Genomic DNA, 16,516 nt, shown 5'->3' on the forward strand with positions numbered 1-16,516 from the left:
TACCGCTCTTCGAAGCACCACTTCCGACGCACCGCAGCATCCGCTCTTCCGAAGGGGACGAACCGTCATGCCAGAAACGAGCCGCAGAGGTCTTCTGTTCGGCACCGCCGCCATTTCGGCGGGTGCCCTCCTCACCGCCTGCACCAGCAATGAGAAGAAGGACGAGCCCGCAGCCAACGAGCAGCCGGTCGACGACAAGCCGGGCAAGGCCGTCACCATCGGCTTCGCCGGCCCCCAGGCCGACCACGGCTGGCTGGCCGCGATCAACGCGAACGCCAGGGCCCAGGCCAAGAAGTACTCGGACGTCACGCTCGACATCACCGAGGGCTCGAACGACACCGCCGCGCAGATCGGCCAGATCGACTCGCTGATCAACAAGAAGGTCGACGTCCTGGTGATCCTGCCGGCCGACGGCAAGGCCCTCACCCAGGCCGGTCTCAAGGCGATGCGCGCGGGCATCCCCGTCATCAACCTGGACCGGATCTTCGCCGACCCGCAGGCGTTCCGCTGCTACGTCGGCGGCGACAACTACGGCATGGGCGTCAACGCGGGCAAGTACATCGGCGAGAAGCTGAAGGACAAGCCCAACGCCACCGTCATCGAACTGTCGGGCCCCGACAGCCTGGAGCTGACCAAGCAGCGCACCCAGGGCTTCGACGACGCGCTCAAGAACTACCCCAACATCAAGAAGGTCGCCCGCCAGGCGGCCGACTTCACCGTCGAGTCCGGCCAGGCCAAGATGGCCCAGCTGCTCCAGGCGCAGTCCAAGTTCGACGCCCTGTGGAACCACGACGACGACCAGGGTGTCGGCGCGCTGCGCGCCATCGACCAGGCCGGCCGTGACGGGTTCCTGATGGTCGGCGGCGCCGGCGCCAAGTCGGCGATGGACGCCATCAAGGCCGACAACAGCGTCCTGAAGGCGACCGTGCTGTACCCGCCGATCATGGCTTCGACGGCCATCGACCTCGCCCGTGCGCTGGGCCAGGGCAAGGGCGTGAGCGGCATGGCCGGCCTGGAGATCCCGGCCCAGGTCACGCTGTTCTCGGCGGTCGTCGACAAGGACAACGTCGACGAGTACCTGCCTCAGGGATTCAGCTGACCGGCTCCGCCGGTCTGCCCCCACACGTGCGAGAGACGAGGAGTAATCCCTTATGACCAGCAGGGAAGCGTCGGAGAAGGAAGCCGGCGCACCGCCGCCACTCGGTATCGGCATGATCGGATACTCGTTCATGGGTGCCGCCCACTCCCAGGGCTGGCGCACGGCGGGACATGTCTTCGATCTGCCGATGCGGCCGCACCTCGCCGCCATCTGCGGGCGGGACGAGACGGCCGTCCGTACGGCAGCCGGAAAACTCGGCTGGGCCGCCGCGGAGACCGACTGGCGGGACCTCATCGCACGTGACGACGTGCAGCTGGTCGACATCTGTACGCCTGGGGACAGCCACGCGGAGATAGCGATCGCCGCGCTGGAGGCGGGCAAGCACGTCCTGTGCGAGAAGCCGCTCGCCAACTCGGTCGCCGAGGCCGAGGCCATGGTCCGGGCCGCCGAGGCGGCCAGGTCCCGCGGCCAGTTGGCCATGGTGGGCTTCAACTACCGGCGGGTGCCCGCCATCAGCTACGCCCGGAAGCTGATCGAGGAGGGACGGCTCGGCGCGCTGCGGCACGTACGGGTCACCTACCTCCAGGACTGGCTGGTGGACGCCGAGTTCCCCCTCACCTGGCGGCTCAAGCGTGAGCACGCGGGATCGGGGGCGCTCGGCGACCTGGGCGCGCACATCGTGGACCTCGCGCAGTTCCTGGCGGGGGAGCCGCTGGTGGGGGTCTCGGCGATGACCGAGACGTTCGTACGGGAGAGGCCGCTGCTGTCGGGGGCGTCGGCCGGACTCTCGGCGACCGCCGGCGCGGAGACGGGCCCGGTCACGGTGGACGACGCCGCCCTGTTCACGGGGCGGCTCGCCTCGGGGGCGCTGGCGTCCTTCGAGGCCACCCGGATGGCGGCGGGACGCAAGAACGCGCTGCGGCTGGAGATCAACGGCGAGCACGGTTCGCTCGCCTTCGATCTGGAGCGGCTCAACGAGCTGTCGTTCCACGACCAGTCGGAGCCCGCGGTCACCGCCGGCTTCCGGCGGATCCTCGTCACCGAGTCCGAGCACCCGTACCTCGACGCCTGGTGGCCGCCGGGCCACGGCCTCGGCTACGAGCACACCTTCGTGCACCAGGCCAAGGATCTGGTCGAGGCGATCGCCGCCGGAACCGATCCCGCGCCCTCCTTCGTCGACGGTCTCCAGGTGCAGCGGGTCCTCGCCGCGGTCGAGGAGAGCGCGGAGAAGAACGCCATCTACACACCCGTCCCGGCCCCGTCCGGAATCGAGTCCTAGGAAGGTCCGTATGCCACGCCCGTTCACGCTCTTCACCGGCCAGTGGGCCGATCTGCCCCTGGAAGAGGTCTGCCGGCTCGCCCGTGACTTCGGTTACGACGGTCTGGAACTGGCCTGCTGGGGCGACCACTTCGAGGTCGACAAGGCGCTCACCGATCCGGGCTATCTGGAGAGCCGTCACCAGCTGCTCGACAAGTACGGCCTCAAGTGCTGGGCGATCTCCAACCATCTCGTCGGCCAGGCGGTCTGCGACAGCATCATCGACGAGCGCCACCAGGGCATCCTGCCGGCCCGTATCTGGGGCGACGGGGAGGCCGAGGGCGTACGGCAGCGGGCCGCCGCGGAGATCAAGGACACCGCCAGGGCCGCCGCCGCGTTCGGGGTCAACACGGTGATCGGCTTCACCGGTTCGTCCATCTGGCATCTGCTGGCGATGTTCCCGCCGGTGCCGCCCGGCATGATCGAGCGGGGCTACGAGGACTTCGCCGAGCGGTGGAACCCGATCCTCGACGTCTTCGACACCGAGGGAGTGCGCTTCGCCCACGAGGTCCACCCGGGCGAGATCGCGTACGACTACTGGACGACGAAGCAGGCGCTCGAAGCGGTCGACCACCGGCCCGCGTTCGGGCTGAACTTCGACCCGAGCCACTTCGTCTGGCAGGACCTGGACCCGACCGGATTCCTCTACGACTTCCGGGACCGGATCTACCACGTCGACTGCAAGGAGGCGCGCAAGCGTCTCGACGGCCGTAACGGCAGGCTCGGTTCGCATCTGCCCTGGGGCGACCCGCGGCGCGGCTGGGACTTCGTCTCGGCCGGGCACGGCGACGTGCCGTGGGAGGACGTCTTCCGCATGCTGCGGTCGATCAACTACGAGGGCCCGATCTCGGTGGAGTGGGAGGACGCCGGTATGGACCGGCTCTCCGGCGCCCCCGAGGCGCTCGCCGATCTGAAGCGGTTCGACTTCGACCCGCCCACCGCGTCCTTCGACGCGGCCTTCGGCGGCGGCGAGTAGCCGACCCCCAAGTCACAGCCCAACACGAGCCCGGCGGTGGAAAGTTCACCGCCGGGCCGTCCGGCATGCCCGGAACGTTCTTTGTCCTGAGACGGGAAAAAGTCGAACTTCACCGCTGCGCAAGGGCTTTCCGTCTCGGACGAACAGCGTTACGGTCACTGAGATGCACAGGACATGTTGATCTCCGGTGCGACGGCGCGCTCCGGCGAGACAGCAGACCGAGAGCAACAGATGCGGGATCACGGGTGCTTGGACGAGCACTCCCCCCCATCCCCCCACCCGAGGTGAGCCCCCATGCTCCTTGTCGCCTCGGACCCGCAGGTACGACAGGCACTACCGGAGGACTCTCGTGCACAGTCAACGACGTCCCAGAGGCCGCTCCCTTCTCGCACTGCTGACCGGCGCCCTGCTCGCGGGGTCGACCCTCAGCGCCGTGCCGGCCAACGCCGCCGACCCCGGAAAACAGGCCGCCGCCCCCACGTTTCAGCAGGTGACCCTGGCCAAGGGCGCCGAAGAAGCCGGTGAGCCCATGACTTTGGCGGTGCTTCCCGACCGCCAGGTCCTGCACACCTCGCGCGACGGCACACTGCGTATCACCGACGAGGGCGGCACCACCAAGGTGTCCGGCACCCTCGATGTCTACAGCCACGACGAGGAAGGACTCCAAGGAGTCGGCGTCGACCCCGGCTTCGCCCAGAACCGGGCCATCTACCTCTACTACGCGCCCAAACTCGACACCCCCTCCGGCGACGCGCCCGAAACGGGTACCGCCGCCGACTTCGCCCCCTTCGACGGGGTCAACCGGCTCTCGCGCTTCACGCTGAACGAGGACGGCACCCTCGACGAGGCGAGCGAGAAGAAGGTCCTCGACGTGCCCGCCTCACGCGGCACCTGCTGCCACGTCGGCGGTGACATCGCCTTCGACGCGGACGGCAACCTCTACCTGTCGACGGGTGACGACACCAACCCCTTCGCCTCCGACGGCTACACGCCGATCGACGACCGCTCGAACCGCAACCCCGCGTTCGACGCCCGGCGTTCCTCCGGCAACACCAACGACCTGCGCGGCAAGGTCCTGCGGATCAAGGTCGCCGACGACGGCTCGTACACCGTGCCGGACGGCAACCTGTTCGCCCCCGGCACGGAGAAGACGAAGCCCGAGATCTACGCCATGGGCTTCCGCAACCCGTTCCGGATCTCCGTCGACAAGGAGACGGGCATCGTCTACGTGGGTGACTACGGTCCCGACGCGGGCGCGGCCGACCCGGACCGCGGTCCGGCCGGACAGGTCGAGTTCGCACGTGTCACCGAGGCGGGCAACTTCGGCTGGCCGTACTGCACGGGCGACAACGAGCCCTTCAAGGACTACGACTTCGGCACCGGCGAGTCCGGTGCGGCCTTCGACTGCGCGGCGCCCAAGAACGACTCGCCGCACAACACCGGCCTCACCGAACTGCCGCCGTCCCAGGCCGCCTGGATCCCCTACGACGGGAACAGCGTGCCGGAGTTCGGCGACGGCTCCGAGTCCCCGATGGGCGGTCCCGTCTACAACTACGACGCGGACCTCGACTCCCCGGTCAAGTTCCCCGAGGAGTACGACGGGAACTTCTTCGCCGGTGAGTTCGGCCGCAAGTGGATCAAGCGCATCGACCAGGGCGCCGACGGCACGGTCAATACGATCAACGACTTCCCGTGGTCCGGCACCCAGGTCATGGACCAGGAGTTCGGTCCCGACGGCGCGCTCTACGTCCTCGACTACGGCACCGGCTACTTCGGCGGCGACGAGAACTCGGCGCTCTACCGCATCGAGAACGCCACCGAGGGCTACTCGCCGGTCCCCGTCGCCAAGGCGGACAAGACGTCCGGCACCGGACCGCTGGAGGTGGCCTTCTCCTCGGAGGGCACCGAGGACGCGGACGGTGACGAGCTGACGTACGCCTGGGACTTCGGCGACGGCGGGACCTCCACCGAGCCGAACCCGACCCACACCTTCGAGGAGAACGGCACCTACGCGGCGACCGTCACCGCGAAGGACCCCGGAGGGCTCACCGGCACCGCTTCCGTCCAGGTCGTCGTCGGCAACACCGCACCCGAGGTGAAGCTCGAACTGCCCGCGCCGGGCACGCTGTTCAGCTTCGGTGACGAGCTGCCGTTCGAGGTCACCGTGACCGACCCCGAAGACGGAGAGGACATCGACTGCTCCAAGGTCACCGTCCGCTACATCCTCGGCCACGACAGCCACGGTCACCCGATCACCTCGAAGACCGGCTGCGAGGGCACCATCACGGCGCCCGCCGACGCCGAACACGATCCCAACGCCAATATCTTCGGAGTGATCGACGCCGAGTACACCGACGGCGGAGGCGGCGGCCAGGCCTCGCTCACCGGTCACGGCCAGTCCGAGATCCAGCCGAGGCACCGTCAGGCGGAGCACGCCAACGACTCGTCCGGCACCACCGTGACGGACCGTGAGGGAGCAGGCGGCGGCAAGACCGTCGGCGGTATCTCGAACGGCGACTGGATCTCCTTCGAGCCCTACCACCTGGCGGGGGCCGCCGAGCTCACCGCGCGCGTCTCCTCCGGCGGCGCCGGAGGCACCCTCGAAGTGCGGGCGGGCGCGGCCGACGGCGAGGTCCTCGGCTCGGCCGAGGTGCCCGTCACCGGCGGCTGGACCACGTTCGAGGACGTCGAGGTGGCCCTGACCGGAGCCCCGGCGGAGACGACCGATCTCGTCCTGACCTTCAAGGGCGGCGACGGCGACCTCTTCGAGGTGGACGACTTCGAGATCACCGGGGAGGCGCCCGCCGCGGCCGGCGAGCGTGTCCTGGTCTTCTCCAAGACGGCGGGCTTCCGCCACGACTCCATCGAGGCCGGCACCGAGGCCCTGAAGGAGCTGGGGGAGTCCACCGAGATCACGGTCGAGTCCACGGAGGACGCGGGCACGTTCACCGCGGACAATCTCGCGGACTACGACGCGGTGGCGTTCCTCTCCACCACCGGTGACGTGCTGAACGCCGAGCAGCAGACGGCGTTCGAGGAGTACGTGGCCGGGGGAGGCGGCTATCTGGGAATCCACGCCGCCGCCGACACCGAGTACGAGTGGGAGTTCTACGGCGGTCTGGTGGGGGCCTACTTCGACTCCCACCCGGCGATCCAGCCCGCCACCCTGAAGGTCGAGGACCACGAGCACCCGGCCACGGCCCATCTGGAGGACACCTGGGACCGTACGGACGAGTGGTACAACTACCGCACCAACCCCCGTGAGCAGGCCCGCGTACTCGCCTCGCTGGACGAGTCGAGCTACGAGGGCGGCAACATGTCGGGCGACCACCCGATCGCCTGGTGCCAGACCTACGAGGGTGGCCGGTCCTTCTACACCGGCGGCGGCCACACCAAGGAGTCGTACGCCGAACCGGCCTTCCGTGACCATCTGCTCGGCGGACTGAAGTACGCCACCGGCCAGGTCGAGGCAGACTGCACGCCGGCGGGCGGCACCGACCCGGACCCCGGGTACACGGACATCTTCGACGGCAGGACCCTGGACGGCTGGAAGCAGGCCGGACCGGGCCAGTTCGACATCGTCGACGGTGAACTGCGTTCCCAGGGTGGCATGGGCCTGCTCTGGTACGAGGCCAAGGAACTCTCCTCGTACTCGCTCAAGCTCGACTGGAAGATGGAGGGCGACGACAACTCCGGTGTCTTCGTGGGCTTCCCGGCCTCCGACGACGTCAACTCGGCCGTGATCAACGGCTACGAGGTCCAGATCGACGCCACCGACGCCGACGACCGCACCACGGGATCGGTGTACGGGTTCCAGGCCGCCGACATCGAGGCGAGGGACAAGGCCCTCAAGCCGCCGGGTGAGTGGAACAGCTACGAACTCAGGGTCGACGGGGAGCGCCTCCAGGTGTTCCTCAACGGGGTCGAGATCAACGACTTCACCAACACCGACCCCGTCCGCAGCCTGAAGGACGGCCACATCGGCCTTCAGAACCACGGCGCGGACGACCAGGTCTCCTTCCGGAACATCCAGCTCAAGGAGGGGCCTGCTTAGTAGGCGCGGTGAGGTGACCGGGATGTGCCCGGCGGTGGCCAGCAGCCACCGCCGGGCCGTCCGGTCTGCCATTTCTCCCTTTGTCCACAACGGGGAAAAAGTTGAACCCAATTGCTGCGCAAGGTCTTTCCGGCACGGACCAACCGGGCTAACGTCCAGCGAGATGTAGGGGGGCACGTTGCTCGCACCGGACGTGTTCCAGCATGTCGAGGGCGACGCTTCGGCGTCCCTCGGCACCCGCACGTACGAACAGCCCCACCCCCGGAGGACTTTCGTGCCCAGAAGACGTCATAGATCCAGATCCCTCCTCGCACTCGTGGCCGGCGCACTTATCGCCGGCACCATCTCCGCCGTCCCCGCCGCCGCGCACCCGGACGATCCCCACCCGACGGACGACAACTTCCAGCAGGTCGCCCTCGCCAAGGGAGCCGACGAGGTCGGCGAGCCGATGTCGCTCGCCGTCCTGCCGGACCGCCAGGTCCTGCACACCTCGCGCGACGGCACGCTCCGCATCACCGACGCGGCGGGCGACACCAAGGTCGCGGGCAAGCTCGACGTGTACACGCACGACGAGGAAGGCCTCCAAGGCGTCGGTATCGACCCCGACTTCGCCCAGAACCGCGCGGTCTACCTCTACTACTCCCCGGTGCTCGACACCCCCGCCGGTGACGCACCCGAGACGGGCACGGCTGCCGACTTCGCCCCCTTCGACGGGTACAACCGGCTCTCGCGCTTCACGCTGAAGGAGGACGGCACCCTCGACGAGGCCAGCGAGAAGAAGGTCCTCGACATCGAGACCAACCGCGGCCTGTGCTGTCACGTCGGCGGCGACATCGCCTTCGACGCGGACGGCAACCTCTACCTGTCGACGGGTGACGACACCAACCCCTTCGCCTCCGACGGCTACACGCCGATCGACGAACGCTCCAACCGCAACCCGGCCTTCGACGCCCGGCGCACCTCCGGCAACACCAACGACCTGCGCGGCAAGGTCCTGCGGATCAAGGTCGCCGACGACGGTTCGTACACCATCCCCGAGGGCAACCTCTTCGCCCCCGGCACCGCCAAGACGCGCCCCGAGATCTACGGCATGGGTTTCCGCAACCCCTTCCGGATCAACGTCGACCAGAAGACCGGCATCGTATACGTCGGTGAGTACGGCCCCGACGCGGGCGCCGCGTCCGAGAACCGCGGCCCCGCCGGCCAGGTCGAGTTCGCCCGCATGACGGAGGCCGGCAACTTCGGCTGGCCCTACTGCACCGGCGACAACGACGCCTACCGCGACTACGACTTCGCGACCGGCACCTCCGGCCCCGCGTTCGACTGCGCCGCGCCGAAGAACGACTCGCCGCACAACACGGGTCTCACCGACCTGCCGCCCTCCCAGGCCGCCTGGATCCCCTACAACGGGAACAGCGTGCCGGAGTTCGGGGACGGCTCCGAGTCCCCGATGGGCGGCCCGGTCTACAACTTCGACCCGGACCTGGAGTCCGCGGCGAAGTTCCCCGAGGAGTACGACGGGGACTTCTTCGCCGGCGAGTTCGGCCGCGAGTGGATCAAGCGCATCGAGAAGGACGCGGACGGCACCGTCAACAGCATCCACGACTTCCCGTGGACCGGCACCCAGGTCATGGACATGGAGTTCGGCCCCGACGGCGCGCTCTACGTCCTCGACTACGGCCGCGCCTGGTTCGGCGGCGACGAGAACTCGGCCGTCTACCGGATCGAGAACATAGCCGACGGCAGGGCCCCGGTAGCCGTGGCCACCTCCAACAAGACGTCGGGAACGGCTCCGCTGCGGGCGAACTTCTCCTCCGCGGGCACCGTGGACCCGGACGGCGACGAGATCACCTACGCCTGGGACTTCGGCGACGGGCAGACGTCCACCGAGCCCAACCCCAGCCACGTGTACAAGAAGAACGGCACCTACACCGCGACGCTGACCGCCACCGACCCCAAGGGCCACACCGGCAACTCGGCCGTCAAGGTCGTGGTCGGCAACACCGCGCCCAAGGTGAAGCTCACCGTGCCCGCCGACGGCGCCCTCTTCAAGTTCGGCGACAAGCTGCCCTTCAAGGTCACGGTCACCGATCCTGAAGACGGTCCGATCGACTGCTCCAAGGTCACCGTCAACTACATCCTGGGCCACGACAGCCACGGCCACCCGATCACCTCGGCCAAGGGCTGTGAAGGCACCATCACCGCACCGGCGGACGGCGAGCACGACCCCAACGCCGACATATTCGGAGTCATCGACGCCGAGTACACCGACGGCGGAGGCGGCGGCCAGGCCGCGCTGACCACGCACGACCAGGTCCAGCTCCAGCCCCGCCACCGCCAGGCCGAACACTTCTCCCACGCGTCGGGCATCCAGACGTACGACAAGGCGTCGGCCAACGGCGGCAAGACCGTCGGAGACATCAACAACGACGACTGGATCTCCTTCACGCCGTACAACCTGACCGGGTCCAAGACCCTCACCGCCCGGGTGTCCTCCGGCGGCGCGGGCGGATTCCTCGAGGTGCGTACGGGCTCCGCCACCGGCAAGCTCCTCGGCTCCGCGCCGATCCCGGTGACCGGCAGCTGGGACACCTTCCAGGACATCGACGTACCACTGCGCTCGGTGCCCAAGGCCACCACGGAGCTGTTCCTCGTCTTCAAGGGCGGTGAGGGCGCGCTCTACGACCTCGACGACTTCGAGATCAGCGACCAGGCCGCCGGCAAGACCGAGAAGCGGGTCCTCGTCTTCTCCAAGACCGCCGGGTTCCGGCACGACGCCATCCCGGACGGGATCGCGGCCCTCAAGGAACTGGGCAAGACCAGCAACATCACCATCGACTCCACCGAGACCGCGGCGCAGTTCACCACCAACAACCTCGCCCGGTACGACGCGGTGGTCTTCCTCTCCACCACCGGTGACGTCCTGGGCCCCGAGCAGCAGAAGGCCTTCGAGTACTACATCTCCACCGGCGGCGCCTACATGGGCGTGCACGCCGCGTCGGACACCGAGTACGACTGGGCCTACTACGGCAAGCTGGTCGGTGCCTACTTCTCCGGGCACCCGCAGATCCAGGAAGCCACCGTGCGGGTCGAGGACCACGACCACCCCTCCACCGGACACCTGGACGACGAGTGGCAGCGCACGGACGAGTGGTACAACTACCGTGACAACCCCCGCTCGAACGTGAAGGTCCTCGCCACCCTCGACGAGACCACCTACCAGGGCGGCACGATGAAGGGCGACCACCCGATCGCCTGGTGCCAGACGTTCGAAGGCGGCCGGTCCTTCTACACCGGTGGCGGCCACACCAAGGCGTCGTACGCCGAACCGGCGTTCCGTGAGCACCTGCTCGGCGGTCTGCGGTACGCGGCCGGCCAGGTCAAGGCCGACTGCAAGCCCAACACCGGCTACCGGGACATCTTCAACGGCAAGACCCTGGAAGGCTGGAAGCAGGCGGGCCCGGGCAAGTTCAACATCGGTGGCGGCGAGCTGCACACCGAGGGCGGCATGGGCATGCTCTGGTACCAGGCCAAGGAGCTCGGCTCGTACTCGCTGAAGATGGAGTGGAAGATGGACGGGGACGACAACTCCGGTGTCTTCATCGGCTTCCCGGCCTCCGACGACCCCTGGTCGGCCGTCAACAACGGCTACGAGATCCAGATCGACGCCACGGACGCGGCCGACCGCACCACCGGCGCGATCTACACCTTCAAGTCGGCCAACATCAAGGCCAGGGACCAGGTTCTGCGGCCTCCGGGCCAGTGGAACAACTACGAGATCAAGGTGCAGGGTGAGCGGGTCCAGGTCATCCTCAACGGAGTCAAGATCAACGACTTCACCAACAAGGACCCGGCACGCAGCCTGAAGGACGGCCACATCGGCATCCAGAACCACGGTGCCGACGATCAGGTCGCGTTCCGCAACATCCAACTGAAGGAACTGGCCTCCTAGTACCTCGGAGGACCACCCGGCCTCCTGGCGAACCCACCAGGAGGCCGGCCGCCAGCCGGCGGCGGGCGGGGAGGCGCCGTACCCCCCGCCCGCCGTCCACCAACACACCCACCCGGCAGGGAGGCAGCCCGTGACCACCAACGATTCGACTGCAGGACGTACCGGAGTCTGGTTCGTAGGAGCACGCGGCTCCGTCGCGACGACAGCCGTCGCCGGCTGCGCGGCGGTCACCGCGGGGCTCCATCCCGCGACCGGCATGGTCGCCGAGACCCCGCCCTTCGCGGGCGCGGGCCTCCCGGCACTGTCCTCGCTGGTCTTCGGCGGACACGACACCGCGAGCTGCCCCCTGCCGAAGCGGGCCGAGGCGCTCACCGCCGCGGGTGTCCTCCCGCACGGCCTGCCCAACACGATCGCCGCCGAACTCGAAGCGGCCGACGCGCAGATCCGCATCGGCGGACCGATGCCCGGCGACACCCGGGACGACGACGAACTGATAGCCGCGTTCGCCGACGACATCACCGCCTTCATCCGCCGCACCGGCGTCGTGCGCGCCGTCGTCGTCAACGTCTCCTCCACCGAGCCCGAGCCCGCCGCCGACGACCCGCGGCTGCCGGCCAGCTCCCTCTACGCCGCCGCCGCGCTCAGGGCGGGCTGCTCCTACGTGAACTTCACTCCGTCGACCGGGCTGCGGAGCGCGGCCCTCGCGGACGCCGTCGAGGCCGGCGGACTTCCCCACGCGGGCCGCGACGGCAAGACAGGCCAGACGCTGCTCCGTTCCGTGCTCGCCCCGATGTTCGTCCAGCGCGCCCTCGACGTCAGGGCCTGGTCGGGCACCAATCTGCTGGGCGGCGGGGACGGAGCGGCGCTGGCCGACCCGGCGGCCGCCGCCGCCAAGAACGCGGGCAAGGAGCGGGTCCTCGCCGACACGCTCGGCATCGCGCCCGAGGGCGAGGTGCACATCGATGACGTGCCCGCGCTCGGCGAGTGGAAGACCGCCTGGGACCACATCGCCTTCGACGGGTTCCTCGGCTCCCGCATGATCCTCCAGACCATCTGGCAGGGCTGCGACTCGGCGCTCGCCGCGCCGCTCGTCCTGGACCTGGCCCGGCTGGTCGCCCGCGCCCACGAGGCCGGGATGAGCGGGCCGCTGCCCGAGCTGGGCTTCTACTTCAAGGACCCGGACGGCGGACCCGCCGCGCTCGCCGAACAGTTCGACGCGCTCCTCTCCTTCGCCGAGCGCCTGAAGGAGAGCAAGTGAGCTTGCGCGCCTGGGCCGAACTCCTGCGGGTGTCCGCGCTGTTCACGGTCCCGGGCGACGCCCTGGCCGGCGCGGCGTCCGCCGGGGTCCGGCCCAACCGCGGTACCGCGCTCGCCGTCGGGGCGTCGCTGTGCCTGTACGAGGCGGGGATGGCGCTCAACGACTGGGCGGACCGTGACGAGGACGCCGTCGAGCGCCCGCACCGGCCGATCCCGTCGGGGCGCATCACCCCGAACGCCGCACTGGCGGCGGCGGGCGGCCTGACGGCCACCGGCCTGTTGCTGGCCTCCCGCGCGGGCCGCCCGGCCCTGGCTCTGAGCACGGCCCTCGCGGCCACCGTCTGGGCGTACGACCTCCGCCTCAAACACACGGCGGCGGGCCCGGTGGCCATGGGCGCGGCGAGAACACTGGACGTACTGCTGGGAGCGACGGCCACACGCGCGGCGTCGCCCCACGGCTCGAAGACCGGCCCGGTGGCGGGGGCCGCCACCTCGTCGCCCGCGCGGCGGGGTGTACTGGCGCGTCTGTCGGTGTGGGCCGGGCCCGGCCGGACTCCGCTGGACGGCCCGGCGAACGGGCTCACCGGCTCGGTCTCCCGCCCGCCGTCCGACGCCTCCGCGTCGACGGCCCGCTTCTCGTCGCCCGTGGCCCCCGGTGTGCTGTCGGGTCTGTCGGCGTGGGCGAGCGGCCCGGTGCCCGGGGCCGCGACCTCGTCGCCCGCGCGGCGGGGCGTACTGGCGCGTCTGTCGGCATGGGCGGGTGAGCCCACCGACGGGACCGGCCGCAGTGCGGTGCAGGGTCTGGCGAGCAGGCTCACCGGCTCGACCGTCCGTCCCGCGACCGAGGCCGGCGCGTCGACGGCCCGCCTCTCGCCGTCCGGCCGCTCGAAGGCCGGTTCGGGCCGGACCCCGGTCGTCCGGCGGCCGGACGGACCGGCCCCCCGCGGCCGTACGGCCGTCCGGGCCGGCGGCCCCGTCGAGCTCCTGGCCTCCAAGAGCGCCGTACCGGCGGCCGGTTCCGGTGTGTGGCAGGCGGCGACGGCGTCGCTCGACGCCGTCCTGGCAGCCGCGGCGACCGCCGCGGCCGTCACCGGCGCCGGCCCGGCGGCCGGACACCACGCCGTACCCCGAGCCGCACTCGTCCCCGCCGCACTCCTCGGCGCGCACACCGTCGCCGTCACCACCGTCTCGCGCCGGGAGGTGTACGGCGGTTCCGTCGGGGCGCCGCTGGCCGCGCTCGCCGTCACCGGGGTGCTCGGTGCCGTGGTCGGCCTGAGCCGTACCGACACCGGGCCACCGGGGCTCGTCACCCCCGCGCTCGCCGCGGCCTTCGTCGTCACCGCCGGGCAGGCGTTCCTGCACGCCGCGCTCAATCCGTCACCGCAGCTCACCCAGCGCGCGGTCGGCGGTGGCATCCGGGCGATGATCCCGTTCCAGGCCGCGCTCGCGGCGCGCGGCGGGGCCCCCGGGATCGGACTCGTCGTCATGGGCCTCGTGCCGCTGGCCAGGAAGCTCGCGAAGAGGGTGAGTGTGACATGACCATCCGCTACGGATACGGCACCAACGGGCTCACCGATCTGCGCCTGGACGACGCCCTCGCGCTGCTCGCCGACCTCGGTTACGACGGGGTCGGGCTGACCCTCGACCACATGCACCTCGACCCGCTCGCCCCCGAACTCGCCGCCCGCACGGGCAAGGTGGCCGCCCGGCTGACCGAACTCGGCCTGGGCGTCACCGTCGAGACGGGCGCACGCTACGTACTCGACCCGCGCCGCAAGCACGGGCCCACCCTGCTCGACGCCGACCCCGAGGCGCGCGCCGCCCGCACCGGACTGCTCGTCACCGCCGTCCGGGTGGCCGCCGACCTCGGCGCCCACGCCGTGCACTGCTTCAGCGGCATCACCCCCGGGGGCACCGACCCGGACACCGCCTGGAAGCGGCTGGAGGAGTCGATCACCCCGGTCATCGACGCCGCCGGGGCCGCCGGTGTCCCCGTCGCCATCGAGCCCGAACCCGGCCATCTCCTTGCCGACATCGCCGGCTTCCACCGCCTCAGAACGCTCCTCGGCGACCCCGAACCCCTCGGTCTGACGCTCGACATCGGCCACTGCCAGTGTCTGGAGCCCGCCCCGCCCGCCGACTGCGTCCGGGACGCCGGTCCCTGGCTGCGCCACGTACAGATCGAGGACATGCGGCGCGGCGTGCACGAGCACCTCCCGTTCGGGGACGGCGAGATCGACTTCCCGCCCGTGCTGGCCGCGCTCGACGCCACCGGCTACCAGGGCCTGACCGTCGTGGAGTTGCCGCGCCACTCGCACGCCGGCCCCGAAATGGCCCGCACCTCCCTGGACTTCCTGCGCTCGAAGGGAGCATCGGCATGAACCGCCAACCCACCGAGGGACCCGCCGGACCCGACGGATTCGACGGGCGGCTCGACGCGAAGGCCGTCACCTGGCTCGACCAGGCACTGGCCGAAGCGGCCGAGTGGGCGGAACCGGGCAGTGGGCCCGACAACGTTGCCGTCCCCCGCTGGGAACTCCGCTTCGCCGCCGCCGGCCGCCACTGCGGCCAGGAGAACGCCGACGCCGTACGCACCCTGCTGCTGCGCCGGGCCGCCGCCGACACCGGCACCCTCACCCGCATCTACCAGCGCGGCACCGCGGGCGAGCGCCGCGCCGTACTGCTGGCGCTGCCGCACCTCGTCCCCGGCCCCGAGGCCCTGCCGCTCGTCGAGGACGCCCTGCGCACCAACGACACCACGCTCGTCGAGGCGGCCGTCGGCCCGTACGCGGCCGACCACCTCGACCCGCACGCCTGGCGGCACGCCGTACTGAAGTGCCTTTTCACCGGCGTGCCCGTGGCCGCGGTCGCCGACGCGGCACGCCGCGCCGACGGCGACACCGAACTCGCCCGGATGCTCAACCACTTCGCGTCCGAGCGCACCGCGGCGGGCCGGTCGGTACCCGCCGACCTGCACCGCGTACTGAACATGACCGGCGAGGAGTCCTGATGCGCATCTTCGACCCCCACATCCACATGACCTCCCGCACCACGGACGACTACCAGGCCATGTACGCCTCCGGAGTCCGTGCGCTCGTCGAGCCGTCCTTCTGGCTCGGCCAGCCCCGCACCTCGCCCGCCAGTTTCTACGACTACTTCGACGCGCTGCTCGGCTGGGAGCCGTTCCGCGCCGCGCAGTACGGCATCGCGCACCACTGCACGCTCGCCCTCAACCCCAAAGAGGCGAACGACCCCCGCTGCACCCCCGTCCTGGAGGAGCTGCCGCGCTATCTCGTCAAGGACGGCGTCGTCGCCGTCGGCGAGATCGGCTACGACTCCATGACCCCCGCCGAGGACATCGCGCTCGCCACCCAGCTCCAGCTCGCCGCCGAGTACGCGCTGCCCGCGATGGTCCACACCCCGCACCGCGACAAGCTGACCGGACTGCGCCGCACCATCGACGTGGTACGCGAGTCGAATCTCGACCCCGAGCACGTCCTCCTCGACCACCTCAACGAGACCACCGTCAAGGACGCGGCGGACAGCGGCAGTTGGCTCGGCTTCTCCATCTACCCCGACACCAAGATGGACGAGGACCGGATGGTCTCCGTGCTCCGCTCCCACGGCACCGACCGCGTCCTGGTCAACTCCGCCGCCGACTGGGGCAAGAGCGACCCGCTCAAGACCCGCAAGGTCGGTGACGCGATGCTCGCCGCCGGTTTCTCCGACGACGACGTCGACAAGGTGCTGTGGCGCAACCCCGTCGCGTTCTACGGCCTCAGCGGCAGACTCCAGCTCGACGTCCCCGCGCCGGAGGCCCTGCACGAGGGCAACTCCATCCTCCGCGGCGGGGAGTGAGC

10 protein-coding genes are annotated in these 16,516 nt (G+C 70.2%); all 10 read left to right on the plus strand.

The genetic code is table 11. The features are described 5' to 3' along the window. Positions 1–67 precede the first annotated feature (67 nt). Positions 68–1,099: a substrate-binding domain-containing protein gene (locus SSPS47_RS29490; protein ID WP_147876404.1), complete on the plus strand. Its 1,032-nt coding sequence runs from the start codon at positions 68–70 to the stop codon at positions 1,097–1,099. Positions 1,100–1,151: 52 nt separating this feature from the next. Further along, entirely contained in the window at positions 1,152–2,378 is a 1,227-nt protein-coding gene (locus SSPS47_RS29495) for a Gfo/Idh/MocA family oxidoreductase (protein WP_164253601.1), read from the plus strand. Between the two features lie 10 nt (positions 2,379–2,388). Beyond that, entirely contained in the window at positions 2,389–3,393 is a 1,005-nt protein-coding gene (locus tag SSPS47_RS29500) for a sugar phosphate isomerase/epimerase family protein (RefSeq protein WP_147876402.1), read from the plus strand. Between the two features lie 349 nt (positions 3,394–3,742). Continuing rightward, entirely contained in the window at positions 3,743–7,447 is a 3,705-nt protein-coding gene (locus SSPS47_RS29505; protein ID WP_164253602.1) for a ThuA domain-containing protein, read from the plus strand. 274 nt (positions 7,448–7,721) lie between these two features. Next, entirely contained in the window at positions 7,722–11,399 is a 3,678-nt protein-coding gene (locus SSPS47_RS29510) for a ThuA domain-containing protein (protein WP_164253603.1), read from the plus strand. A 130-nt stretch (positions 11,400–11,529) separates the two neighbouring features. Beyond that, positions 11,530–12,657 (plus strand): inositol-3-phosphate synthase, encoded by a 1,128-nt coding sequence (locus SSPS47_RS29515; RefSeq protein WP_164253604.1) that lies wholly within the window; start codon positions 11,530–11,532, stop codon positions 12,655–12,657. Continuing rightward, positions 12,654–14,195, plus strand: a complete 1,542-nt coding sequence (locus SSPS47_RS29520) for a UbiA family prenyltransferase (RefSeq protein WP_239065104.1) — start codon at positions 12,654–12,656, stop codon at positions 14,193–14,195. Before SSPS47_RS29515 ends, SSPS47_RS29520 begins: the two co-directional genes overlap by 4 nt. Then, a complete protein-coding gene (locus SSPS47_RS29525) occupies positions 14,192–15,037 on the plus strand; it encodes a sugar phosphate isomerase/epimerase family protein (RefSeq protein WP_164253605.1) in 846 nt (281 codons plus the stop codon). Before SSPS47_RS29520 ends, SSPS47_RS29525 begins: the two co-directional genes overlap by 4 nt. Next, a complete protein-coding gene (locus SSPS47_RS29530) occupies positions 15,034–15,666 on the plus strand; it encodes an EboA domain-containing protein (RefSeq protein WP_164253606.1) in 633 nt (210 codons plus the stop codon). Before SSPS47_RS29525 ends, SSPS47_RS29530 begins: the two co-directional genes overlap by 4 nt. Next, positions 15,666–16,514: a TatD family hydrolase gene (locus tag SSPS47_RS29535; protein WP_078074220.1), complete on the plus strand. Its 849-nt coding sequence runs from the start codon at positions 15,666–15,668 to the stop codon at positions 16,512–16,514. Before SSPS47_RS29530 ends, SSPS47_RS29535 begins: the two co-directional genes overlap by 1 nt. The last annotated feature ends 2 nt before the right edge of the window (positions 16,515–16,516 follow it).

The sequence above is a fragment of the Streptomyces sp. S4.7 genome (assembly GCF_010384365.1).
Taxonomy (GTDB): domain Bacteria; phylum Actinomycetota; class Actinomycetes; order Streptomycetales; family Streptomycetaceae; genus Streptomyces.